Origin of the sequence: Edwardsiella tarda ATCC 15947 = NBRC 105688 (assembly GCF_003113495.2) — a bacterium.
Lineage (GTDB): Bacteria > Pseudomonadota > Gammaproteobacteria > Enterobacterales > Enterobacteriaceae > Edwardsiella > Edwardsiella tarda.
This window is the reverse complement of sequence record NZ_CP084506.1, coordinates 828999-853031: the sequence shown is the minus strand read 5'-3', so window position 1 is coordinate 853031 and position 24033 is coordinate 828999. Positions and strand designations below refer to the sequence as shown.

22 protein-coding genes are annotated in these 24033 nt (G+C 57.9%); 12 read left to right on the top strand and 10 right to left on the bottom strand.

What is annotated here, in order from left to right; translation table 11 throughout:
* Window positions 1-193 precede the first annotated feature (193 nt).
* The 5 genes from fixA to DCL27_RS03910 all read left to right on the top strand — a co-directional run bounded on the left by fixA (window position 194) and on the right by DCL27_RS03910 (window position 4996).
* Window positions 194-967, top strand: a complete 774-nt coding sequence (gene fixA / locus DCL27_RS03930) for a putative electron transfer flavoprotein FixA (RefSeq protein WP_005289203.1) — start codon at window positions 194-196, stop codon at window positions 965-967.
* 11 nt (window positions 968-978) lie between these two features.
* Window positions 979-1920: an electron transfer flavoprotein subunit alpha gene (locus tag DCL27_RS03925; protein WP_005295246.1), complete on the top strand. Its 942-nt coding sequence runs from the start codon at window positions 979-981 to the stop codon at window positions 1918-1920.
* 58 nt (window positions 1921-1978) lie between these two features.
* Window positions 1979-3271 (top strand): FAD-dependent oxidoreductase FixC, encoded by a 1293-nt coding sequence (gene fixC, locus DCL27_RS03920; RefSeq protein WP_005295244.1) that lies wholly within the window; start codon window positions 1979-1981, stop codon window positions 3269-3271.
* A complete protein-coding gene (gene fixX / locus DCL27_RS03915; RefSeq protein ID WP_005289213.1) occupies window positions 3268-3555 on the top strand; it encodes a ferredoxin-like protein FixX in 288 nt (95 codons plus the stop codon). Before fixC ends, fixX begins: the two co-directional genes overlap by 4 nt.
* Before the next feature lie 112 nt (window positions 3556-3667).
* Window positions 3668-4996 carry an MFS transporter gene (locus DCL27_RS03910; protein ID WP_005289215.1) on the top strand — a complete coding sequence of 443 codons (1329 nt, stop codon included), beginning with the start codon at window positions 3668-3670 and terminating at the stop codon, window positions 4994-4996.
* Between the two features lie 45 nt (window positions 4997-5041).
* Here DCL27_RS03910 and aes read toward each other — a convergent pair whose 3' ends face one another.
* Complete coding sequence (gene aes / locus DCL27_RS03905; RefSeq protein ID WP_035598175.1) at window positions 5042-6013, bottom strand: acetyl esterase; 972 nt, start codon at window positions 6011-6013, stop codon at window positions 5042-5044.
* A gap of 459 nt (window positions 6014-6472) precedes the next feature.
* Between aes and caiF the strand changes: the two genes are divergently transcribed.
* The 3 genes from caiF (at window position 6473) to modD (ending at window position 9137) form a co-directional block, all read left to right on the top strand.
* Window positions 6473-6919, top strand: coding sequence for a carnitine metabolism transcriptional regulator CaiF (caiF, locus tag DCL27_RS03900; RefSeq protein ID WP_005295240.1), 447 nt, complete (start codon window positions 6473-6475; stop codon window positions 6917-6919).
* 557 nt (window positions 6920-7476) lie between these two features.
* Window positions 7477-8292, top strand: coding sequence for a class I SAM-dependent methyltransferase (locus DCL27_RS03895; protein ID WP_005289226.1), 816 nt, complete (start codon window positions 7477-7479; stop codon window positions 8290-8292).
* Window positions 8289-9137 (top strand): ModD protein, encoded by an 849-nt coding sequence (gene modD, locus DCL27_RS03890; protein ID WP_035598172.1) that lies wholly within the window; start codon window positions 8289-8291, stop codon window positions 9135-9137. Before DCL27_RS03895 ends, modD begins: the two co-directional genes overlap by 4 nt.
* A gap of 45 nt (window positions 9138-9182) precedes the next feature.
* Here modD and DCL27_RS03885 read toward each other — a convergent pair whose 3' ends face one another.
* Window positions 9183-9755: an Ail/Lom family outer membrane beta-barrel protein gene (locus DCL27_RS03885; RefSeq protein WP_035598169.1), complete on the bottom strand. Its 573-nt coding sequence runs from the start codon at window positions 9753-9755 to the stop codon at window positions 9183-9185.
* A gap of 459 nt (window positions 9756-10214) precedes the next feature.
* On the opposite strand from DCL27_RS03885, the gene DCL27_RS03880 reads away from it, so the two are divergent.
* Window positions 10215-10664 carry a hypothetical protein gene (locus tag DCL27_RS03880; RefSeq protein ID WP_035598166.1) on the top strand — a complete coding sequence of 150 codons (450 nt, stop codon included), beginning with the start codon at window positions 10215-10217 and terminating at the stop codon, window positions 10662-10664.
* Window positions 10665-10947: 283 nt separating this feature from the next.
* On the top strand, window positions 10948-11409 hold the full coding sequence (locus DCL27_RS03875) for a DUF302 domain-containing protein (protein WP_223931193.1): 462 nt from the start codon (window positions 10948-10950) through the stop codon (window positions 11407-11409).
* Window positions 11410-11421: 12 nt separating this feature from the next.
* Here the strand turns inward: DCL27_RS03875 and DCL27_RS03870 are convergent, their stop codons facing one another.
* Window positions 11422-12057: an IbrB-like domain-containing protein gene (locus DCL27_RS03870; RefSeq protein WP_005289243.1), complete on the bottom strand. Its 636-nt coding sequence runs from the start codon at window positions 12055-12057 to the stop codon at window positions 11422-11424.
* Between the two features lies 1 nt (window position 12058).
* The gene (locus DCL27_RS03865) at window positions 12059-13270 is read right to left on the bottom strand and encodes a phosphoadenosine phosphosulfate reductase (RefSeq protein ID WP_005289246.1); all 1212 of its coding nucleotides are present in this window, start codon (window positions 13268-13270) and stop codon (window positions 12059-12061) included.
* A 322-nt stretch (window positions 13271-13592) separates the two neighbouring features.
* On the opposite strand from DCL27_RS03865, the gene DCL27_RS03860 reads away from it, so the two are divergent.
* Complete coding sequence (locus DCL27_RS03860; protein WP_035598162.1) at window positions 13593-15473, top strand: potassium transporter Kup; 1881 nt, start codon at window positions 13593-13595, stop codon at window positions 15471-15473.
* Window positions 15474-15538: 65 nt separating this feature from the next.
* Here DCL27_RS03860 and DCL27_RS03855 read toward each other — a convergent pair whose 3' ends face one another.
* The 5 genes from DCL27_RS03855 to pagP form a co-directional block, all read right to left on the bottom strand.
* Window positions 15539-17983 carry a glycogen/starch/alpha-glucan phosphorylase gene (locus DCL27_RS03855; RefSeq protein WP_181880783.1) on the bottom strand — a complete coding sequence of 815 codons (2445 nt, stop codon included), beginning with the start codon at window positions 17981-17983 and terminating at the stop codon, window positions 15539-15541.
* Window positions 17984-18121: 138 nt separating this feature from the next.
* The gene (locus tag DCL27_RS03850) at window positions 18122-18553 is read right to left on the bottom strand and encodes an ATP-binding protein (RefSeq protein WP_005289256.1); all 432 of its coding nucleotides are present in this window, start codon (window positions 18551-18553) and stop codon (window positions 18122-18124) included.
* Between the two features lie 9 nt (window positions 18554-18562).
* A complete protein-coding gene (locus DCL27_RS03845; protein ID WP_035598160.1) occupies window positions 18563-18901 on the bottom strand; it encodes an STAS domain-containing protein in 339 nt (112 codons plus the stop codon).
* Window positions 18898-20166: a PP2C family protein-serine/threonine phosphatase gene (locus tag DCL27_RS03840; protein WP_005289261.1), complete on the bottom strand. Its 1269-nt coding sequence runs from the start codon at window positions 20164-20166 to the stop codon at window positions 18898-18900. The genes DCL27_RS03845 and DCL27_RS03840 overlap by 4 nt, the downstream gene beginning before the upstream one ends.
* A 131-nt stretch (window positions 20167-20297) precedes the next feature.
* Window positions 20298-20846, bottom strand: a complete 549-nt coding sequence (pagP, locus tag DCL27_RS03835; protein ID WP_080582831.1) for a lipid IV(A) palmitoyltransferase PagP — start codon at window positions 20844-20846, stop codon at window positions 20298-20300.
* A gap of 469 nt (window positions 20847-21315) precedes the next feature.
* On the opposite strand from pagP, the gene gss reads away from it, so the two are divergent.
* Complete coding sequence (gss, locus tag DCL27_RS03830; RefSeq protein ID WP_005295213.1) at window positions 21316-23193, top strand: bifunctional glutathionylspermidine amidase/synthase; 1878 nt, start codon at window positions 21316-21318, stop codon at window positions 23191-23193.
* A 99-nt stretch (window positions 23194-23292) separates the two neighbouring features.
* Here gss and DCL27_RS03825 read toward each other — a convergent pair whose 3' ends face one another.
* Window positions 23293-23625 carry an HdeA/HdeB family chaperone gene (locus DCL27_RS03825; protein ID WP_005295210.1) on the bottom strand — a complete coding sequence of 111 codons (333 nt, stop codon included), beginning with the start codon at window positions 23623-23625 and terminating at the stop codon, window positions 23293-23295.
* Between the last annotated feature and the right edge of the window lie 408 nt (window positions 23626-24033).

Below are 24033 nucleotides of genomic sequence, written 5' to 3'. Positions count from 1 at the left end.
TTCAGCACCAGGATACGCGATGAAGGAATATTAAATTACACCGACTCTATTTGCCGCCGATTTATTTATAGAACAGGTTAAAGGTATTTAACAAGCCTATTACCAAAATATAATTTAATTTTTCTTCCCGGTCTGCTGCCTGATTCTGGACAGTAGCGTCGTACCCCAATTTATATTGCCTAGCGGAGAAGTGATGAAAATTATCGCATGTTATAAACTCATCCCCGAAGAGCAGGATATCACGGTAAACAGTGATGGCTCCCTGAACCTCAGTAAGGCGGATGCCAAAATCAGTCAGTTCGATCTTAATGCGATTGAAGCGGCCAACGCCTTAAAACAGCAGAATAGCGATATTCATATCGTCGCCATGAGCGTCGGCGGCGACGCCCTGAACAACGCCAAGGCACGTAAAGATGTGCTGTCACGCGGCCCGGACGAGCTGATTGCCGTGACGGAAGCCGGCCTAGAGAAAAGCCTACCGCATCAGACCGCCAGCCTGCTGGCCGCGGCGGCACGTAAGAGCGGCTTCGACCTGATCCTGTGCGGCGACGGTTCCGCCGACCTCTACGCCCAGCAGGTCGGTCTGCTGTTAGGCGACGCACTCGGCGTACCGGCGATCAATGGCGTCAGCCGGATTCTGGCGCTCGGCACCGATCACATCGAGGTAGAGCGCACCCTGGAAGATGAGATCGAAACCCTCACCCTGCCGTTGCCGGCCGTCATCGCCGTCTCGACCGACATCAACGCGCCGCAGATCCCGTCGATGAAAGCCATCCTCGGCGCCGCCAAGAAGCCAGCGCAGACCTGGGCATGCGCCGATCTCGACGCGGGCGATGTGCAATCCTACACCACCCTGCTCAGCGTCCAGGCGCCGCAGCAGAAGGCGCGTGCGCGGGTGATCATCGAAGGGGACGGCGAAGAACAGATCGCCGAGTTTGCAGAACAGTTGCGCAAAATCGTGCGTTAATGGGGAATAACATGAGCAAATATGCAACCGTATGGGTATTCAGTGACAACCAATCACGCCTGGCTGAAGTGATCGGCGGCGCCCGCGCATTGGGCGAGAACGTGCAAGCCGTTGTCCAGGGCGAAGCGCAGGCCGCGCAGGCCTTCCGCCTCGGTGCCGACGCCGTCCACGATCTCGGTTCGCTCCCCGCCGAGCGCATCGTCGAGTCCTATGCCGATACCTTGGCGCACGCCATTCGTAGTCACGGCGATCGCGCCCTGGTCCTACTGCCCGCCACCCGTCGCGGCAAGGCGCTGGCAGCCCGTCTCGGTGCTCGCCTGCAAGCCGGTGTCGTCAATGACGCCAGCGATGTCGCCCTGGACGACGGCCAACCGGTCGCCACGCACATGGTGTACGGCGGCCTGGCGCTAGGTAAAGAGCGTATCGATACCCCCTATGCCGTGATCACCCTGGCCAGCGGCGCCTTCGCCGCCGCCGAAGAAGATGCCACCCGTAGCGGCAGCGCCAGTGCGCTAGCCTTCGTCGCCCCGGCCAAGGAGATCGCCTGCGTCTCCCGCCGCGCGAAACAGGGAGAAAGCGTCGATCTGGGCAAAGCCCGTTGGGTCGTCAGCGTCGGACGCGGCATCGGCAGCCAGCAGAATATCGCACTGGCGCAAGCCTTCAGCGACGCCATCGGCGCCGAACTGGGTTGTTCACGCCCGGTTGCCGAGAACGAGAAGTGGATGGAGCGCGAACGCTACGTCGGCATCTCCGGCATCATGATCAAGCCGGAACTGTATCTGGCGCTGGGCATCTCCGGCCAGATCCAACACATGGTCGGTGCCAATGGCGCCCAGACCATCATGGCGATCAACAAGGATAAGAACGCCCCGATCTTCCAGTATGCCGACTATGGCATCGTCGGGGATCTGACCAAGATCGTCCCCGCCCTGACCGAGGCCCTGAAACGCTAGCCCTCTGACCGGCGCCCCTGATGGCGCGCCGGTCGCTTTACCTGCTACTGGAGACACCATGTCTGAAGATGCATTTGACGCCATTATCGTCGGCGCAGGTCTGGCCGGCTGCGTCGCCGCCCTGGTGCTGGCGCGCGCCGGCGCCAACGTCCTGGTGATCGAGCGCGGCAACTACGCCGGCGCGAAAAACGTCACCGGCGGTCGTCTGTACGCCCACTCCCTGGAGCGCATCATCCCGGGCTTCGCCGAACAGGCCCCCGTAGAACGCCGCATTACTCACGAGAAGATCTCATTCCTCACCGCCGATAGCGCCGTCACCCTGGATTATCACAATGGCCGAGAGGGCGAAGCCAACGCCGCCTCCTATTCGGTATTGCGCGGTAAATTCGATACCTGGCTGATGGAGCAGGCCGAAGCGGCCGGCGCCCAGTTCATCCCCGGCATCCGCGTCGATCGGCTGATCCAACGCGATGGCCGCGTCGTCGGCGTCGAGGCCGATGGCGACGAGCTGGAGGCGAACGTGGTGATCCTGGCCGAAGGGGTCAACGCCCTACTGGCCGAGCAGATCGGCATGGTACAACCGCGCGTAGCGGCCAAGAACGTCGCCGTGGGGGTGAAAGAGCTGATTGAGCTGCCGCGTGAGCTCCTAGAGGCCCGCTTCGCCCTCCAGGGGAACGACGGTACCGCCTGGCTGTTCGCCGGCACCCCCTCCGACGGCCTGATGGGCGGCGGCTTCCTCTACACCAACGGCGACTCGCTCTCGCTCGGCATCGTCTGTGGCCTGCACCACATTGAGCAGGCGGGCAAATCGATCCCGCAGATGTTGGAAGACTTCAAACAACACCCGACGGTGCGCCCGCTGATCGAAGGCGGTAAGACCGTCGAGTACGCCGCCCATGTGGTTCCCGAGGCTGGTATCAACATGCAACCGAAACTGGTGGCCGATGGGGTGCTGCTGGCGGGCGACGCGGCGGGAATGTGCCTCAACCTCGGCTTTACCATCCGCGGCATGGATCTGGCGATCGCCTCCGGTGAAGCGGCGGCGCAGGCCGTCCTGGCGGCACGCGAGAAGCAAGACTTTAGCGCCGCCGGACTGGCCGATTACCCCCGTCTGCTGGAGAGCCTGCCGGTGATGAAGGAGCTGCGCCACTACCGCAAGGTGCCGGAGATGATGGATAACCCGCGCATGTTCACGCAGTACCCGCAGCTGGCCGCCGACATTATGTCCGCGCTGTTTACCGTCGATGGCCGCCCCCCGCAGCCGCTGCGTAAGACCCTGCTGCAACACTGCAAACAGGTCGGCTACCTGAATCTGCTGAAAGACGGCATTAAAGGAGTGACAGCACTATGAGTGAACCCGTTAACGTCGATGTCAAACTGGGCATCAATAAGTTCCATGTCGATGAGGGGCATCCGCATATCGTCATCCGCGAGCACCCCAACATGGCCGCCTTACGCACCCTGACCCTGGCCTGCCCGGCGGGGTTATATAAGCTGCAGGACGATGGCAGCGTCCAGTTCGACTATGCCGGCTGTCTGGAGTGCGGCACCTGCCGCATCCTGGGTGTCGATGACGTGCTGGAACAATGGAACTACCCACGCGGCACCTTCGGTGTCGAATACCGCTACGGCTAACCTCTCGACGGAGACGGGTCCCCCCGTCTCCGTCGCCTAATCACAATAACGCACCTGCCGGCCCCCCCGCCACGGCGGGGATTGCATCGCAACCTTTATAGATACCAGGATTATGGAACAGCATAAAAGATTCGATGACATCAGTTTTACGCCGGTGCACCGCAAGATCATGCTGTGGGGGAGCGGCGGCCCGTTCCTCGATGGCTACGTACTGGTGATCATCGGCATCGCCTTAGAGCAGCTGACACCGCTGCTGCAACTGGATGCCAACTGGATAGGCTTAGTCGGCGCCGCCACCCTGGTCGGCCTGTTCATCGGTACCTCGCTATTCGGCTATATTGCCGACCGCGTCGGCCGCCGCCTGATGTTTCTGATCGACATCATCGCCATCGGGGTGATCTCCGCCGCCACCATGTTCGTCAGTTCACCACTGGAGTTGGTGATCCTGCGTTTCCTGATCGGCATCGTCATCGGCGCCGACTACCCCATCGCCACCTCGATGATCGCCGAATTCTCTTCCACCAAGCAGCGCGCCTTCACCATGGGATTCATCGCCGCGATGTGGTACATCGGCGCCACCGCCGCCGATCTGGTCGGCTACCTGCTGTATGACGTGGAAAACGGCTGGCGTTGGATGCTGGGCAGCGCCATCATCCCCTGTATCGTCATCTTACTGGGGCGGGTCGAGTTGCCGGAGTCGCCACGCTGGTTGATCCGCAAGGGACGCCATGCCGAATGCCAGGCGCTGATGATTAAACTGTTCGGCCAACCGGTCTCCTTCGACGACGAGACGCAGCAAGAGACACGCTACCGCGACATCTTCAGCCGGCGTCACCTCTCCTCGATCCTGTTCGTCGCCCTGATCTGGACCTGTCAGGTGATCCCCATGTTCGCCATCTACACCTTTGGCCCGCAGATCGTCACCCTCCTGGGACTCGAGCAGGGGCGCGAGGCGGTACTGGGCAACGTGGTGATCAGCCTGTTCTTCATGTTGGGCTGCCTACCGGCCATGTATTGGCTGAACAGTATCGGGCGCCGCCCGCTGTTGATCGGCAGTTTCGCCGTCATGACCCTGGCGTTACTGATGTTAGGCCTGATCGATCAGCCGGGTATTCTCTTGATCGTCAGCGCCTTCGCCCTGTATGCCTTCTTCTCTGGCGGCCCGGGTATTCTACAATGGCTCTATCCTAACGAACTGTTCCCCACCGCCATTCGCGCCTCGGCGGTCGGTGCCGCCATGTCACTGAGCCGCATCGGCACCGTCGTCTCGACCTATGCCCTGCCACTGTTCATGCAGCAACACGGCATCTCCGCCACCATGCTGGTCGGCGCGGGGATCTCGCTGGTCGGCCTGTTAGTGTCGGTGATGATGGCGCCAGAAACGCGCGGTCTGACGCTGGAAGAGACCAGCCAGATGAGCTTGCGCCGCAGCCGAGGTTAACCCCGGCGCGACAAACGGGTTGCCCTTGGGCAACCCGTTCTGCCGTTAGGCGATCGGCAACTGGCGGTAAAAATAGTCGGCACCATCACGCAGCGCCTGATCGGCGGACGCCATCATGCGCGAATAGTGCAGGAAGGCATGCAGCACCCCAGGATAGATGTGATAGCTGCACGGTTGCTGATGCTCACGCAAGGTCTGATACAACGCCGCACTGTCATCCAGCAGCGGATCGAACTCCGCCCCAGCGATAAAGCAAGGTGGAATATCGTGAGTTAAGTCATTGTTAAAAATGCAGTAATAGGGAGACTCCCGCGCCGCTTCATTCGGTAGGTAAGCCTGCTCATAGCTCAGCAGATCCGCCTGAGTCAAGCCATCCCAAACGCCACCATACAGGCGACGCGTGGCGGAATCCTGCAAGCCGTACAATCCGTAATAGAGCAACACGCCACGGATGTCGCCGCAGTCGATGCCATGATCGCGCAACCACAAAACCGTCGCTATGGCCAGCATGGCACCGGCCGAGTCCCCGGCAAAACCGATATGGGTCATCGGCAGATCGTAGTCGGCGGCATGCTGATGAAAGAAACGACATACCGCGACACTCTCCTCGATCGCCTGTGGGAAACGTGCCTCAGGTGAGAGGGTATAATCGATGCCCACCACGGCGCAGTGACTATAATCCGCTAATAGACGCATAATCCGATCATGGGTATCAAGATTACCCAAAATAAAACCGCCGCCATGCAGGTAAAAGATCACTGCCCGCGCCGGGTGATGCGGATAATAGATTCGCGTGGCAACGGAACCATAAGGCGTCGCCACCGAGAGCGATTCACAGCGCGCCATTTCGGCCCCACCCTGATTCCAATATTGTCGCTCTTGAATATAGGCCTGACGCATCGAAGAATAATCCGAGCAAGCTGGCTCTTGCGTTGCATTATCCTGTTGAAACTGCAAAACACGTTGCATCTCCGCGGAAACCCGCTGGAGAACATTCACTTTATTGTTCGCCTTCATTATACCCTCCAGATAAGATAGGGATTATTTTATGGCATAATAAAATAGGTTCTGTGAGCCATGACATAAGCATAAAAATTCATAATAAATAATAGCATAGCAACAGAAGCGACAAGAGGAAGACACTAATCATCACCATCGCTGATGTGCGCAGCAATAATATTCAATCTCAAAATTACTCGGCTAACGGCAACGATATCGGCAACACCGCCACATGCTAAATTACGTAAATCAAACCTAGATAAAACATTAAATTAACAATGCGTCATAGACGACACTTTCCCCAAAAATAATAAAAATTTCATTGTTAATAGTAGGAGAGCTTAGGTATATTCGAAATATCCATGGCCGAGGGTAAGCCAACCATGAATATATCGATAAGGGCGGCTAATCATATTCTACCTTAAGCCACAGAATATTGTTAAATGGATTAACCATTCTGGTTAAATGGGTGAAAATATGTGTACAGAGTATGCTCAGGAACCTTTATATCTGTCGGTTGCCCGTTGGGTGATGCAACAGCAACGTTGGGTCAGTGCCCGCGAAATCGCCCAGCAGTTCGACCTTTCTACCTGTAAGGCCATCAACACCGTCTCCTATATTCTTTCCGGCGTGGAAGAGATCACCTGCCAGACCAAGACCGTCCCTAATCAACTCGAAGGGCGCGGCTGCCAGTGTCAACGCTTGATTCAGGTCACGCATATCGATGAGCTGATCGCCACGCGTATTCGTAATGCAATCAATATGGAGAATGAGGAGAGTCCCAGCGTCAGTGAAGCAATGGCACGCCAGGAGGCTCAGGCCGATGCGGAAGCGGTAGCTCGCATGGCGATCCGTGTTCCTCCCGATGAATTAAACCGCGAACAGAAATGGCAGTGGATGCTTTCCAAGGCCCAGCGTAAATAACCGCGAGTCGAATGAGTTTACCCATCCGTACTCTCTACCCCGCTACCGACGCCCAGAAGGTAGCCGCGCGCATGGGTACGGACGGGTAATCATCCGACAGGATAAAGCGCCTCTCGGCGGCGTGGGAATAATAATCGGTAACGCCGCGTAGCGTGCCGTCAACCACTCCTGTTAGTACCGTTATACAATATATTAGCGGTCGCACGGTATATTTATTTTATTTGTAATTATCCGTTTTCTTCTCCATCTAATGGCGATAAACCGGCCTGCGTCACGCCGCCGATACATCCCCCTCTCCGTACCGTTTTCTGCTCGACGACAGCGACCATAACAGGGCAAAGTACACCCCAATGGCCCCTTTTCTTCTCTAAAAAGCCACCGTTTTCACAGGCGTGAGCGCCGAGTCTTTTCTCCCGTGGCGATTCGATCCACGCTATTTACCGGTATAACGCTTGACGCCGTAGCGACATCTTTCCAATATATAAAACAATATATAACGTATGCCGACGCGTATGCCGTGCCACAGACAACGCCGCGGCCCCACAAGGAGAAGGGTAATGCTAATCGATGAGATTGACTTCGCCGCACTCTATCGCCAACAGTTGGCGCTGGCGCAGCGTACTCCGAAGTCGCCGGAACATTGGGATCGCCGCGCCCAGGCCATGTCGGTCACCTGCGCCGCCCCCAACGATCCCTACCTACAACAACTGACGGCGGCGATCGATCTGCATCAGGCAGAGACACTCTTGGACGTCGGCTGCGGCCCCGGCAGTGTCTGCCTGGCGCTCGCCCCTCGCCTACGCCAGGTGTATGGCTTGGACTACAGCCAAGGGATGCTGGCGGTGGCCGCCCAGCGCGCCAGCCATCAAGGGATCGAGAATGCCACCCTGCTACGACGCGCCTGGGAAGATCCCTGGGACGATATTCCACGCTGCGACATCGCCGTCGCCTCACGCTCAACCTTGGTAGACGATCTGCGTCCGGCGCTGGCCAAACTCAATCAGTATGCCCGCTTAGCGGTCTATACTACCCACCCGGTCAGCGGCAGCTTCGTCGACGGCGAGATCTTGCGCGCCATCGGCCGCCCGGTGCGCGAGCTACCCAACTACATCTACGCCGTCAACATCCTCTACCAAATGGGGATCCATGCCACGGTCAGCTTTATCCGAGCGCCCGCCTGCCAGCAATTCACCGAGTCGGCCGCCCAGTTCGCCGATGCCTTGAGTATCGCGCTTGGTGACGTCAGCGCCGACGAGCGCCAGGCACTGGAAGCCTACTACCGTCACTGCCGCCTACACGGACGCACCCCGGCCGGCGCGCTACGCGACTGGGCATTGATCGCCTGGCAGCCTCTCGCCGAGGAGGGCGTATGATCTTTATCAGCGATAGCCAGCTGGATGGCTGGCTACAAGAAGATATTCAGGGAGGCGACATCACCACCCGTGCGCTGGGCATCGGCGATCGGCGTGGAGAGATACGCTTCTATCACCGCCAGGGGGGCTGCGTCAGCGCCATCACCCTGGCTTGCCGCCTGCTCGCCCGTCTCGGTCTAGCGGCGACTCCCGCCGTCAACGACGGGGACACCGTCGAGCCTGGCGCCCTGCTGTTACAGGCGCGAGGTTCTGCCGGCGCATTACATCAAGGCTGGAAGGCGTGCCAAAATCTCTTGGAGTGGAGTTGTGGGGTGAGCGATTACACCGCACGCATGGTCGCCATCCTGCGGCGCTATCAGCCCGATGGTCAGATCGCCTGCACCCGTAAGTCGGTGCCGGGGACTCGGCTGGCCGTGATGCAAGCCGTACTCGATGGCGGTGCCATCCTGCATCGAGCAGGCTGCGGGGAGACCGTGCTACTGTTCGCCAACCATCGCCGTTTCTGGCCCGATCCCGACGACTGGCAAGGCATGGTGTCGCGCCTACGTCGTCAGGCGCCCGAGAAATGCATCATCGTCGAGGCGGACACGCCCGATGAGGCCCGGGCGGCACTGTATGCCCAACCCGATATTCTGCAACTGGATAAGTTCACCCCCGAGCAAGCGCTGGCGATCCGCCGCTTGGCCGACGATCTGGCCCCCGCTTGCCGCCTATCACTGGCGGGAGGAATCAACCTCAAGAGTGTCGAGAGCATGGCGCAATGTGGTATCGGCTTATTGGTCACCTCGGCGCCCTATCATGCCGCGCCGGCCGATATCAAAGTCCGGCTATTGCCCGATGCCTGACCGGCCCCTGGCGGGTGGCGTGACGCCGCCCGCCGTCACGGTCGCTTAGAAACGGTAGCCAACGCCCAGGTTGAAGCCGTTGATGCTGTGCTTACTGCCACCCAGATCGACCCGGGAGCCTTCATAGCCGATATCTACGCTCCAATTAGCCAACGGATTGATCTGCACGCCGGCGCCGTACATCACCGCTCCCTTGCTACGCGATTCCTGGAGGCTGCCTTCTTGATAGCTGCCGAACGAGACCTCGCGCCACGTACTCGATACCGTGGTCTTATTGACGTTAACGCCGACCAAACCATAGAGGCTAACGGTGTCACTGATGCGCCAGGCCGGGCCCGCGGCCAGAGAATAATATTTTACATCGCCATTACCACGGGAATAATCCAGCCCCGCCTTATCTTCGAATGACTTACTGCCACTCATATAGGTAAACGAGGTCATCAGACTCAAGGGAGAGTCCCACTCATAACGGTACTTCAGATTGACCCCGGCAATATTTTTAAAGTCGGCGACCTTCGCCTGGGCATAGCCCAAGGAAACAGTCTGCGCATCGGCCATGGCCGGTGCTGTGATACCCATGGTGATCAACAGAGATAATGCACGCCAGCGTGTTTTCATTATGGTTATTCCTGAAACAGAGTAACGAGTCAAAATAGGATGAGCGCGGAGCGTCAACCCCGTGCTAAAAAACATATTAGATACAGCCTGTTAATCATTACTGGCGGCACAGAGGCCGTGCCGGGACGATCGCCCAGAGCCAGCGTACTACGCACACGCTCTGCCGCCGTAATGCCGCTACCATAGCTCCAGAAAAATATACCCAGGCTAAACGAAAGCGTACCTTCAGCGACGTTCTCAGCCTAATTAGGAATAGACCGAAAGCTCACATCGATTTTGCCGAAGGAATAGCTCGACATAACTTTATTTGTATTGCAAATGAATCTTTACTCTAAATAGCGACATTAAGAATAATACCAAACTATTTAAAATCGCTTGATCTCAAAATTGAAGAATGAATAATAGCCGACCTGCTAGGACAGGGCATAATAAATAACTAACGAGAAATAGGTAGACACAATGAAAAATACCACGCGGGGTAAGATCCTCTTTAGCATTAGCGCCACATTGCTGCTGGCGGCTTGTAGCGACATGAGCATGCATCCCTATGCCGCCTACGGGACACCGGTCGACGTCATCGCACCGGCGGGACGCTATAGCGAGTGGCACACGGATAGCCGCAGCCACACCACCGGAGACAGCCAGACTCAGTCACAAGGAAATTGTACTCAGAGCGAGGATAGCCAATACCATGATAATGGCTTCACGCGTACACGCCAGAGCAACTGTAATACCCATAGCCAAACCCACAGCAGCAGCACCACGAAAACGCGCTCCAGCAGCGTTGGCTTCAGCGTCGGCGGCCCTATCGGCGCCAGCCTGGGATTGATCAAGCAGATGGAGTCGATGAACCACCCACAGGACAACGGCATGGGAAGTCATGACATGTTCAAAGAGTTCGGCTTCTAAGCCTCTGGTGCCGCAGGCCTCCTCCTCGGCGCCAGCCGCAAGATAATTTCGGACCGGCCACACGCACCCGCCATCCGACGGCGGGGCGCGCCCCTGCGCATCTCACTATGCCACACCACCAACAACCGCGACGCTCGATACACGGCGTAATTCGCCGTGCGAGCGGCCAGCGAGAGGTGACGATAAAGACGCGCAGACAAGGGGGTGAGACGCCGAGGCAATCGCCGGATTGGCGCGGCGTTTTATGCTAACGATCCTGTTTCTATCGTCAGAGGAGACTATGATGATCGCACGTACCCTGTTCTTACTGGCGCTATGCCTGCCGTTTATCGCCCGCGCCGCCGCCCCGCAAGGAGATGAGATGACCCTGAGCCAGATCAGTCCCTATGACTTCGCGCAAACCCGCCAACGCCTATTGACCGCCCTCCAGGCTCGCCAGCTCACCCTCTTCGCCGAACTGGATCACGCCACCGCCGCCCAACAAAATGGACTCACCATGCCGCCGACCACGGTATTGGTGTTCGGCAATCCCAAGGGGGGCACACCCCTGATGTTAGCGCACCCCTCCCTGGCGCTGGATCTGCCTTATCGAGTCCTGATCGCCCGCCAGGAGGATGGCCGCGTCCGAGTCAGCTACCCCGATAGCCGTAGCTACGCCCGCCATGGCCTCACCCCCGACGAACTGGCACAGATGGCCAAGATGCCCGCCGTGGTTCAGGCCGCCTTGCAACCCGACACGCACTAAAGCACAGAGCGACTATAGCACGGTCCACGCCTGGCTGTAGTCGCCCTCACTGAACAATTCACTCAACCCACTGATCTGTTTGAGGCGTAACACCTCGTCGGCATCCATGCCCAACTCCTCGCCGATGCGCGCCTCACTCCACCCCAAACGATGCAAATCACGCACGATGTCCGACATCGAGGCGATCTGATGCTTACCCCGGGCACGATTGTGACGAATGGTGGCCGCGATGCGCGCCGCCTCGTCGGCACGCTCCATCGGCAATTGCGCCACCGGCAGATAACCCTGCAACCGCTGACGCAGCGCCGCCTTCTTGCTCCCCAGCAGGTAGCGGTGAAAGCCATCCACTACCACATAGCTCGCCGCGCTCCCCTGCTGCACCACCACGATCGGCTGGGTATAGCCATCCGACGTTAGCGAGCGCAGCAATAGGCGCTTCTCCACCGGCGCCATCACGTTGGGGTTATAGTCATTGGCCTCAACCTGTTCCGCCGCCACCCATAACACACAATCCACCGGCTCGGCGGCGAAGGGACTGTGACGATGTAGCCGTAACCGTAAACGATTGATCAGCGCGGTGCGCTGTGCCAGATCCGGCTGGGACTCCAGCAGGGTATCGATAGCCTGCTCTAACGCGTCTAGGTCCATCTCAGATAATCTCCCATTGATGACGCTTGGCCTGAATACGCTTGACATAACGCTCATAGGATTGCGGCCGGTTGGGACTAAAGGAGAGCGATCGACACCAAAAATCATTCTTGATCATCGTCTTGCAGATACGACGCCAAGAGGGAATATCTTTGGCTCCCAGATCCTTCTCCTGGCTATCGGGAATATCCTGCGGATAACCGTGCGCCTGATACCAGCGCAGATAGATGGCGATCTTATTGCGGTAGTGCTCCGCCGTCTTCTGCGGCATGCTGGCCAGCAGGTAGTGCGCATAACTCTTCCAGCTATGGTGTGCGGGTTTGCTGATCTGGCGATTCAAGGCGTAAAACTCACCGCTCTGATTCGCATAGAGGGCACCGCTGTTGGCCCCGGCCACCCGCGAGCAGGCGCGGCTCCATGTCTCCGGCTCCAGCACATGATACAGCCATAACCCCTTGCGCTGCTCCGGGCCGAACGGCTCGCAGATACGCATCTGGCGCAGCGGTACTCCGGCGCGATACATCAGATCATACAAGGGGTTATAAGGTAGACGCTGCTGTGCATTGAAACGCCAGATATCGCTGACCTTCCAGTCATACAACGGGTAGGCGGTATAATAGAAACCATCGGGTGAGGCGGTGGTCCAGGGTTTATCCTCAGCGTAACGCAACTTACTGCGCGAGGCGACCGCCATAAAACGGTTCAGCGATTCATCGGCACGGATCCCCACCAGCGTCACCATGCTCTTACGCTGCGACAGCCAGAGGGAGAAATCGACGACAAAACTTTCGAAGGTGATCCCCGGATAATAAAAGGGAAAATAGGCCGGATCACTAATCGCATCGGCCGGTGGCTGACGCACCCATTCGACATCCGGTTGCCAACAGACCCACTCCGTCTCATGTTGCGAGACGCCGCTGGCCGTGGTCAGCGGCAGCGCCACCCAAAAGAAATGCTCGACCACATCGCGGTAACGGTCGCGCATCTGCGCCACATGTTGAATGGTGTAATTAAACTGCACCTCCCAGTCGATAAAGAGCACGAAGAAACGACGTTTTTTCTGCCGCGCCACCTCGGCGGCGATATGCAGCAACACCGTCGAATCCTTCCCCCCGGAAAAAGAGAGGCAGACACGTGGAAAGGTATTAAATATCCAAAGCATCCGTGAATAAGCTGCGACAAACACATTCTCAGGCAACGGGATCTTTTTCATATTTTCTATAGTGTTATAAATACAATCAATTATTAAAATAAGTAACACACTTAACAGAATTAATATTCTTAAAACTTACCGCCATCCTATACCAGCTTTTTTATGGCAAAGAGCAAATCAGATCACACTTTATTTCCCATGACCGATTAACATATAAATGTCAGAAATATATAAAGTGAAATAAATCATTTCTCAGATATGATTCATTATTTATTTCTTACATTGATAGCCAGACGAATAACAATATCTATCAATTGCAGCCACATCGCCGAAATCCCCTATGCTATACTATGTAAATCAAGTAATTATAAGGAGATCGATAATGTCCGAGCGTATGGATGCGGACGCATCGAACGGCAAGCGTCTGCCGATCCTGGTATTTGGTGCGCTGGGCATCGTCTTCGGCGACATTGGCACCAGCCCACTGTATACCCTGAAAACGGTTCTCACCCTGGCCGGTAATCCCCACTCCCCCACGATGGTCCTGGGCCTCCTCTCCTTGGTGTTCTGGACCTTGGTGATCATCACCTCCCTCAAGTATGCGCTCTGCGTGATGCGCATCGACAACCACGGCGAAGGGGGAATTCTGGCACTGATGTCGTTATTGGTACGCCACAAGCATTCACGCCCGGCCATCGTGACCGCCGCCCTACTCGGCGCGGCGCTAATCTATGGCGATGGCGCCATCACCCCCGCCATCTCGGTGCTCTCGGCGCTGGAGGGGTTAAACCTGGTGATGCCGGAGCTTAACCCCTATATTCTACCGGCGACCGTGGTGATCCTGGTGGTGCTGTTCGCCTTGCAACACTTGGGCACCGCCAAGATCAGCAAGCTGTTCGCCCCCATCATGACGCTCTGGTTTCTCTCCATCGCCGTGCTGGGGATCTGGGGCATCTGCCGCCACCCCGCCGTCTTGCTGGCGCTGAACCCCTACTACGCGGTTCACTTTATGTTAAGCAACGGCATGCTGAGTTTCGTGGTGCTCGGCGGCGTCTTCCTGTGCGTCACCGGGGCGGAGGCGTTATACGCCGACATGGGTCACTTCGGCCGTCGCCCCATCTGGTGCGCCTGGTTCGGCATCGTCTTCCCCAGCCTGCTGCTAAACTACGCCGGTCAGGCGGCGCTGGTACTGTCCGGCGCCGATCTCAGCCAGAATATCTTCTACCTGCTCTGCCCCTCGCCGCTGGTCCTGCCATTAGTGGTTCTCGCGACACTGGCGACCATCATCGCCAGCCAGGCGATCATCAGTGGCGCCTTCTCCATGACGCGCCAAGCCATCCAGCTCGGCTGGCTGCCGCGCCTACAGATCAAGCAGACCACCGAAGAGAGTTATGGACAGATCTACATCGGCAGCATCAACCTGATGCTGATGATCGTCACCCTGTTGTTAGCGATCTTCTTCAAGACCTCCGAGAACCTGGCCTCCGCCTACGGCATAGCCGTGTCGCTGACCATGACCCTGACCTCGTCGTTGCTGTTTATCGCCATGCGGGAAATCTGGCATTGGTCGCTGCCGCGCAGCCTGTGTGCCGCAGGTTTCTTCCTGTGTGTGGATCTGCTCTTCCTCGGCGCCAACCTGACCAAGCTCCTGGACGGCGGCTATATTCCCCTGCTGCTGGCGCTGGCCATCTTCACCCTGATGTTGACTTGGCACCAGGGCGGGGTACTCATCCGGCGTAAGACGCAGGAGCGCATGATCTCGCTCGCCACCTTCCTCAACACCATCGCCGCACAGAACATCCCACGCGTTCCCGGCACCGCCGTGTTCCTGACCCGCTCGGCGGCGGGGGTACCGTCGGTGATGCGCCTGCATGTGCAGCGTAACGGCTCACTGCACCGCAACGTCCTGCTGCTGACGATTCAGGTCGACAACGTCCCCTACATCGCCGCGCACGATCGGGTGACGCTGACCCAGATCACCGCCAACCTGTGGCGCTGCACCGCCCACTACGGCTTTATGGAGCACCCCAACATTCCACAGCTGTTGAGCATGCCGGATTTCGATCACTGCGCGATCGACAACGCGGCCCTGACCTATTACATCGGCCACGAGTCGTTGATGCTCAAGGAGCGCAATCGCGCCTTCCCGAACTGGCAGCGTAAGATCTTCCACGTCATGATGCGCAATAGCGCCCATGTCACCGATTACTACTACCTACCCAGCGATCAGGTGGTCGAACTCAACCGCATCGTGGCGATGTAAGCCGAGATCCAAGCAAACAACAGGGCGCCCCTCGGCGCCCTGTTCTCCTTACGCGATCGACGAACTCAGCGCTGAGACACGCAATGCCAGATGTCGCGGCAATAACCCTCGATGGTGTAATCGCTCGAAAAGCCCCCCATCTGACTCATCCCCTGTAGCGTGCGACGATACCACTCCCGATGCTGGCTGAAGTCGCTCTGCGCCTGTTGCTGAGCCTGACGATAGCCCTCGAAGTCGACCAGATGCATATAGTAATCCGTGGCGGTCAGCATCTCGTATAGCGGCCGGAAGCGCGTGCGATCGGCGCACAGTTCGCCGGAGATCAGCGTATCGATCGCCGCTTGGAGTGCGGGTTGCTGCCACAGTACTTCATAAGGGCGGTAGCCTTGCGCCTTCAATTGGGCGATCTGCAGGGTGTCGTGGCCGAACAGATAAAAGTTCTCGGCCCCCACGGCCTCGCGGATCTCGATATTGGCGCCGTCCAACGTCCCGATCAGCAACGCCCCGTTCATGGCGAACTTCATGTTGCTGGTGCCGGAGGCTTCGGTGCCGGCCATCGAGATCTGTTCCGACAGGTCGCAGGCCGGGATCAAGCGCTCGGCCAGCGAGACGCTGTAATCCTCCAGGAAGATCACCCGAATCACCCCATTGACCCGAGGCAACTGGCTGATGCGCCGAGCCACGCAGTTGACCAGCTGTAAGATGAGCTTGGCCAGGGTGTAACGCGGCGCCGCCTTCCCCGCGAAGAAGTAGATCTTCGGCGTCGCCAGCTCCGCCCCCTCCTGAATACGCTGGTATTGATAGATGATGTGCAGCACGTTGAGTAGCTGACGCTTGTATTCGTGGAAACGCTTGGCGTGGACGTCAAACATCGCCAGCGGATCGAGCGCCAGGCGGTAGCGGCGGTAGACCTCGTTGCTCAGCGCCAGCTTATTGTCGCTCTTGATACGGCGAATGCGATCCACCACCTGATCGTCTGCGCAATAGGCCGACAACGCCGTCAGACGGCGGGGATCATCCAGCCAATCCGGCCCGATCAGCTCGGTGAAAAGCGCCGCCAGACGCGGGTTCGCCAAATGCAGCCAGCGCCGATGCGAGATGCCATTGGTCTGGTTAACAAACTTCTCCGGTGACAGACGACTAAATTGCGGCAACAGCAGGTCACGAACCAACGCCGAATGAATCGCGGAGACGCCGTTGACCCGGTGGCTCCCCAGGGTCGCTAGGTTGACCATCCGCAGGCGCTTCTCCCTACTCTCATCGATCAACGACAAGCGCGGCAGCAGGCGGGCCACCTCATCGGGATAGCCACGGCTGACCGCCGTCAGGAAGCGGTGGTTAATCTCATAGATCAATTGCAGATGGCGCGGTAGCAAACGCTCTACCAGCGGCAGCGACCAGCACTCCAAGGCTTCCGCCATCAGGGTATGGTTGGTGAAGGAGCAGGTGCGGCAGGTCAACGACCAGGCCTCATCCCAGCCGATGCGGTACTCGTCGACCAGCACACGCATCAGCTCGACCACGATCAACGCTGGATGGGTATCGTTGATATGCACCGCCGCCCAGGAGGACAACTGATGAATGTCGTCGTGTTCGGCGAAAAAGTCATGCAGCAGATCGCGTACGGTGCAGGCCACCAGGAAATACTCTTGGGTGAGACGCAACTCCTTACCGCTGAGGATCTCGTCGGAGGGATAGAGGATCTTGGAGATATTCTCGCTGCTGATCTTCTCCCCGACCGCCTGCAGGTAATCGCCCTGATTGAAGATGGCGATATCGAAGGAGTCGGATGCGGCGGCGTGATACAGCCGCAGGCGATTGACCCCCTTGCCCTCGCCACCACTGACATAGTAGTCGTTCGGGATCCCCAGCAACACCTTCCACTCCAACCACATCGGGTTGTAGTTTCCCTGGGCATCGAAGCCGTGTTCGATGCGGCCATAGATCGGAATCAGCATGCTCTGAGTCTGATGCTGCACCATCCAGGGCGAGGCGGTGGCGTGCCACTCATCCGGTTTCTCGATCTGTTGATCGTTGATGATCAATTGGCGGAACAGGCCATACTCATACTTGATGCCGTGGCCGCTGGCGGCGACATCCAGGGTGGCTAACGAATCCATAAAGCAGGCGGCCAGACGCCCCAAGCCACCGTTGCCCAGCGCCGCATCCGGCTCGCTATCAAACAATGCCTCCAGATCCTGCCCCTCGGCCGCCAACGCCGCCTGCGCCGTCGCGTACAACCCAAGATTCTGCAGGTTGAAACGCAACGACTGTCCGATCAGAAACTCCATCGACAGGTAATAGACCCGTTTACGCTGTTGCTGGCAGTGACGTTGATAGGTCTGGCAGTAGGCGTCATACAGACGATCCCGCACCACCAGCGCCAAGGCATTGAACCAATCGCGCGTGTTGGCCGCCGCCGACTCGATGCCCAAACGATGGCGCAATGCATCGACCACCTGACGTTGCATCCGGCTTTCACTGCTTTCGGCTACTTCAGAATAGGACATAAGCCGCCCCTCGGTAATTACGGCGAGATCCGCCCTTGGCCCGGCGGCCTGACGCCGTCCTGCGACCGCTTCGACCGCGCCACGACGAGACGACACGGGCCCCTTCGCCCCGTCGATCGCCGACTTCGGCCGCCCGACTCACGACTGCCGACGCGGCAGCACATACTTAATCAAACGTTGTTCGTTCCCCATCCCACCCGGACGATAGCGATACTCGTCGGTCATCTGCCGGATCAGCAGTATTCCCATCCCATGCTCCGGCCAACTCTGTGGATCGTCGCGTTGTGGATCGGGCGCCATCGGCTGCAACGCCGCCGCCGGGATCGGGCGGCCACGATCGAGCAACACCACCTCCAGGTAACGCGGCTTACGCGCCAGCGTCACCCGTACCGGATGCGCCCCACACTGACCATGGCGCACGATGTTGCTAAAGGCCTCGTTGGCGGCCAATTCGAGTTGAAACAACGCATCCGGCGGCGCACCCTGAAAAAACTCCTGCAACGCCGCCCCCAGCAGAGCCAGGCTCTCCAGGTTGGCCGCCAGCGGAAAGGAGTAGCTACGCAGCTTCATCGCGCCGCCTCAGGTATGAGGGCGCGCCAGCGCCTGCTGCCGATCGGCGCCGATGTGAAAGACCCGATCCATGCGTGTAATGCGAAACATGCCGAGGATATTGTCATTTAGGCCACACAAACGCAGATCGCCGCGATTATTCAATAACTTCAACAATGAGACTAACGCCCCCAGGCAGCTACTATCGATAAAATCCACCTGGCTAAAGTCGAGCAGTAACTGGTGGTGCCCCTGCTCGATCAGCGACACCACCTCCTGGCGAAAGACCCCGGCCACCGAGGCATCCAAACGGCGAATCAAGGGCGCAACGACGGTCACCCCTTCCCACTCTTCCACGGCAATATTCATACGCGCTCCTCCCGCGAGGCGCCTGAGGCGGCGCAACGGGTAATCATCAACAAGGAAATATCATCGGCAAACGGCTGACGCGGCATCGCCGCCTCAGGGCTATGCCACTGCGCCAGCGCCTCGGCCAACGTCGCCAAGGCCTCGGGGACCGTCGCCCGCCGCTGCGCCTGCAATAGCTGGCACAGGCGCGCCTCGCCAAACTGCTCGCCCTGCGGGCTATAGCATTCGCTAATGCCGTCACTGTACAGACAGAGGCGGTCGCCCGGCGCCAGGGTCAACGCCTGCTCCTCATAGGTTGCCCAGTCGAATAAACCGATCGGCAAACCGCCGTCACCGACGCGACGCAGCCCGCCCTCCGCCTGCAACCAGAGTGGCGTCGGATGCCCGGCCTGACATAAGCGCAGCCGCCCGTCACGGGTATCCAGCACCCCATAGATCAGGGTGAAGTAACGCACGATGCCATCATCCTGCTGCTCCAGACAGAAGCGGCGATTTAACTCCCCGGCGACGGCCTGTGGCGGCGCCGGGCTGGCATCCTGCGCGCTAAACAATAGGCTGTGCGTCAATAAGGCGCTGTTAAACTCGCGCGCGACCGACTGCGCCAGCATCGCGGCGCTGACGCCGTGACCGGCCACATCCACGCAATAAAATCCCAGATGATGGGTATCCAACATGAAGTAGTTCAGCAGATCGCCGGACACATAGGTCGAAGGCAGGAACAACCAGTCAGCATGGACGCCGTTGAGGATCTGATCGTGACCAGGCAGCAGGCTACGCTGCATGGCGGCGGCGGCTTGAAGGTCGGACTCGATCTGTTGGTAGGCGTGCGCCAGGGTGGCGTTGCGGGCCGCCAGGGTACTCTCCAATGAGATGATGCGCTGCGCGGCATGTAAGCGGCTCCGCAACTGTCCTTGATTGAGGGGTTTGGTCAGGAAATCATCGGCGCCGGCCTCCATCCCCGCCACCAGATCCTCGCTCGACTGGCGAATGGTCAGCAGGATCAGGTAGACATAGTGACCATAATCCCGGGCGCGAATGGCGCGGCACAGCGTGGCACCATCCATCAGCGGCATCTCCCAGTCGCTGATCACGATGTGGACCTGGTGGCGCGCCAAACAGGCCAGAGCCTGCTCGCCATCCTCCGCCTCGATCACTCGGTAGTGCCAACGCGCCAGGATCGTCGCTAACAGGCGACGATAGCCCGGCGAATCATCCACGATCAATACCGTGTCGGCCAGCAAGGAGTTCTCTGCCACCACGCCCATCCTCCGGGCCACGCCCGTTATCAGCTCTCAGCGGATTCCCTGTAGCAAAGATAGATAACAACCCAGCGACACACCAAGTTTTGCCGCGGATTTTCTCTGTCAACGACCCGGCCGGTGTAGCCTAGCGGAGATTAAAACTGAAAGCGTAGCCAGGCGAAATAGACGTTACCGTTATTGTAGGTACCTGGAATGTAGGTCATTTGCATCGTCACCGGTCCATAGCCCAACGAGGCCATCGGCAACACCACCGGAATGGGAATGTATTTCCAATTATCGCGCATGGTGACCCCCAGGGTATAACCCGCCCCCCAGTGGAAGTCCGCGCCGTCGATCGGCCGCCAGGTCGCCTCCCAGCCATAGCCCCCGATCGGCTCCCACTTGTTAAACGAGTCCTTGAACGCCATCAGATACAGGCCATGCCAGTTCCCCTTCTCGTCCCAGCGCGACTGGCCGAAACCCGCGCCCCATGGCCGCTCGTTGTAACTGTCGATCTTCTCGCGACTGTAGGCGAAACGGGCATGCCAGGTAATCGCGGGGAGGTAAAAATCATAATGTTGCGGTTGCTGCCAGGTCTGAACCACATTATCGCGCAGGGTATCCAATACGCTCGGCGATGCCGCAGACGCCCCCCAGGCGGAAAACGCGCAGAGCGAGGCCAGCGCGGAAATATAGCGATGCATTTTCACGATAGTGATTTCTCACGAATGTACGGTATGAGTTATAGGCTAGTCAGCCTAACGATATTAAGCTGAACAATTCACTAACGCGCTTTCACTATCAGACAATTCTCCAAGATATATTTCTCCGGTTCTGCTTAGCGCATAGGGAGAATTACGGCCAAGGATTGCCCCCCTAATCCGAAAGAGGGATAAGGCGGGGGGAAATACTCAGACGCGCGAGAAAATAGCGCCAAGAAAAGTAAAGGGAATTGAGCGCGAGTGCCCGACGCCGCGCCGGGATAACCAGCCATCGATGCCGCGTCTTAAACCATAAACACCATGCAATGCGCTGCCTTAGCTCGCCGCCGTTACTGCCCGGCGAGTTAGTGCTATGATGAATTCACCTCTGCCTGACGGGGAAAAAACCGAGTATTGCGTCTATTTTTTAACCGCCCGTCAGCTCCAGCAGCGTTATATTGAGGTCAGGATCATGAGCGTAGATACACACCACAATGACGCCCCTTTCGGTACCCTGCTTGGCTATGCGCCGGGTGGCGTCGCAATTTATTCTTCCGACTATAGCACGCTGGATCCCCGGGTTTACCCGGATGAAGCCTCCCTGCGCAGCTACATCGACGACGAGTATATGGGCCACAAGTGGCAATGCGTCGAGTTTGCCCGCCGTTTTTTATTTATTAACTATGGCGTCGTCTTTACCGATGTCGGCATGGCCTACGAAATCTTCTCTCTGCGCTTTCTGCGCCAGGTGGTTAACGACAATCTCCTGCCACTGTGCGCGTTCGCCAACGGCTCACCACGCCCACCGGTCGCGGGAGCGCTGCTGATCTGGCAAAAAGGCGGTGAGTTCAAGGGTACCGGTCACGTCGCGGTGATCACACAACTGCGTGGCGACAAGGTCAGGATCGCCGAGCAGAATGTCATTCATGCTCCGCTGCCGCCGGGACAACAGTGGACGCGAGAGCTCACGCTACGCCTCGACGATGGCCGCTACACCATCCAAGACACCTTCGACGATACCGAAATCCTCGGTTGGATGATCCACACCGATGACGCACGCGACAGCCTGCCTCAGCCGACCTTGGCTCCCGAGGCGTTGGCGATCCATGCCGCCCAGCGTCACGATGGCTCTCTCTTCGACGGCCACTGGCTGAACGAGCGTGACCCCGTGGAACAAAGCTATGTCCAGGCCAACCAAGGGCATGTCATCAACCAGGACCCCAGCCAATACTTCACCATCTCGGAAAGCGCCGAGCAGGAGCTGATCAAGGCGACCAACGAGTTGCACCTGATGTATCTGCACGCGACGGACAAAGTATTACGCGACGACAGCCTGCTGGAATTGTTCGACATTCCGAAGATCCTCTGGCCACGGCTACGCCTCTCCTGGCAACAACGCCGCCACTGCATGATCACCGGGCGTCTCGACTTCTGCATGGATGAGCGCGGGCTGAAGGTCTACGAATACAACGCGGACTCCGCCTCCTGCCATACCGAGGCCGGATTGATCCTGCAACACTGGGCCGAGCGGGGCAACGGCGTCGAGGGGTATAACCCAGGCGAGGATCTGCTCAATGAGTTAGCGGGAGCCTGGCGCCACAGCCACGCGCGGCCATTCGTCCACATCATGCAGGATGAGGACGAAGAGGAGAGCTACCACGCCCTATTTATGCAACGGGCGCTGAGCCAAGCCGGTTTCGAGAGCAAGATCGTCAAGGGACTGAACGCCCTACGCTGGGATAACACCGGTCAATTGATCGATGATGAGGGACGCCTGGTCAACTGCGTCTGGAAGACCTGGGCCTGGGAAACGGCCATCGAACAGGTACGCGAAGTCAGCGATGCCGAGTACGCCGCCGTGCCGATCCGCACCGGTAAACCGGAGAAACAGGTACGGCTGATCGACGTGCTGCTACGCCCGGAAATCATGGTATTCGAGCCGCTCTGGACGGTGATCCCCGGCAACAAGGCCATCCTACCGATCCTCTGGTCGCTGTTCCCCAATCACCGTTACCTGTTGAACACCGACTTCACCCCCAACGAGGCATTAACCCAGAGTGGCTATGCGGTCAAACCGATCGGCGGGCGTTGCGGTAGCAATATCGATCTGGTGAGCCGCCATGAGGAGGTGCTCGATACCACCAGCGGGAAATTCCACGATCAGAAAAATATCTACCAACAGCTCTGGTGCCTGCCACGCGTGGCGGATAAGCATATTCAGGTCTGTACCTTTACCGTCGGCGGGAGTTACGGCGGTGCCTGCCTGCGCTCCGACAGTTCGCTGGTGATCAAGAAAGAGAGCGATATCGAACCCTTAGTCGTGCTCAACGATAGTGAGTTCTTGCGCTAAGTAAGTACGCAGCCCGCCGTCCATGCGGCGGGCGACAATAAAAAAATAACGGCCCAGCGCGTGCCGGGCCGTTATTATTGCGAGAATACGCTCAGCGCTTTATTCACTGATCAGATCTTGAATCTGATTACGGAATTCGACGATCTTTTTACCCGGCTGTTCCTTACAAATCTTCACCACTTTCGGCACCATGATAGTCTGGATCTGCTGCCAATCAACATAGTCACCACCCTTGTATTGGCGATCCTGATTGACGACCCATACCATTACCGGCGTCATCGCCTTAGGATTCATCTGAGTAAATTCATGACAGGTCATGGTTTCTGGCGTCGTTACGGTGGTCATGGTCATCTCTTGCGCCAAAGCGTTGCCAGACAGCGCCAGCGTCAATGCTAATGCGGAAGCGCCGAGAAATGTAGTTTTAGCTTTCATCGTAAACTCCTTAATGAAAATAATATCCGCGTCGGACACGCTCGATATTGACCCGTTAATCATTATCAGTTTTTGCACGTTTGTATAATTAAATTAATGAAAAACATCCTCGCGCGGCGTACAACTTTATTGACAGCATAAATAAAAGCACCCCTACTATCATTATATGATTATAGAATAAAAGCCAATGCGCATTTATTGTATAAAGATAGCGCCTAATTAATTATAAGCTCGAGATAACTACAGTAAGTCAAATAACTCGCCTTAATAAAACAAAACAAAATATTTCCGCCAGATGTCTCATCCCCTTCTCGGCAATAAAAACCCATCAAGGTATAGGCAAGCGTCGATGACCCACGGTACGCACAGCGGCGGCAAACCGTACCTCTCTTGCTTAGCGCCTATCCC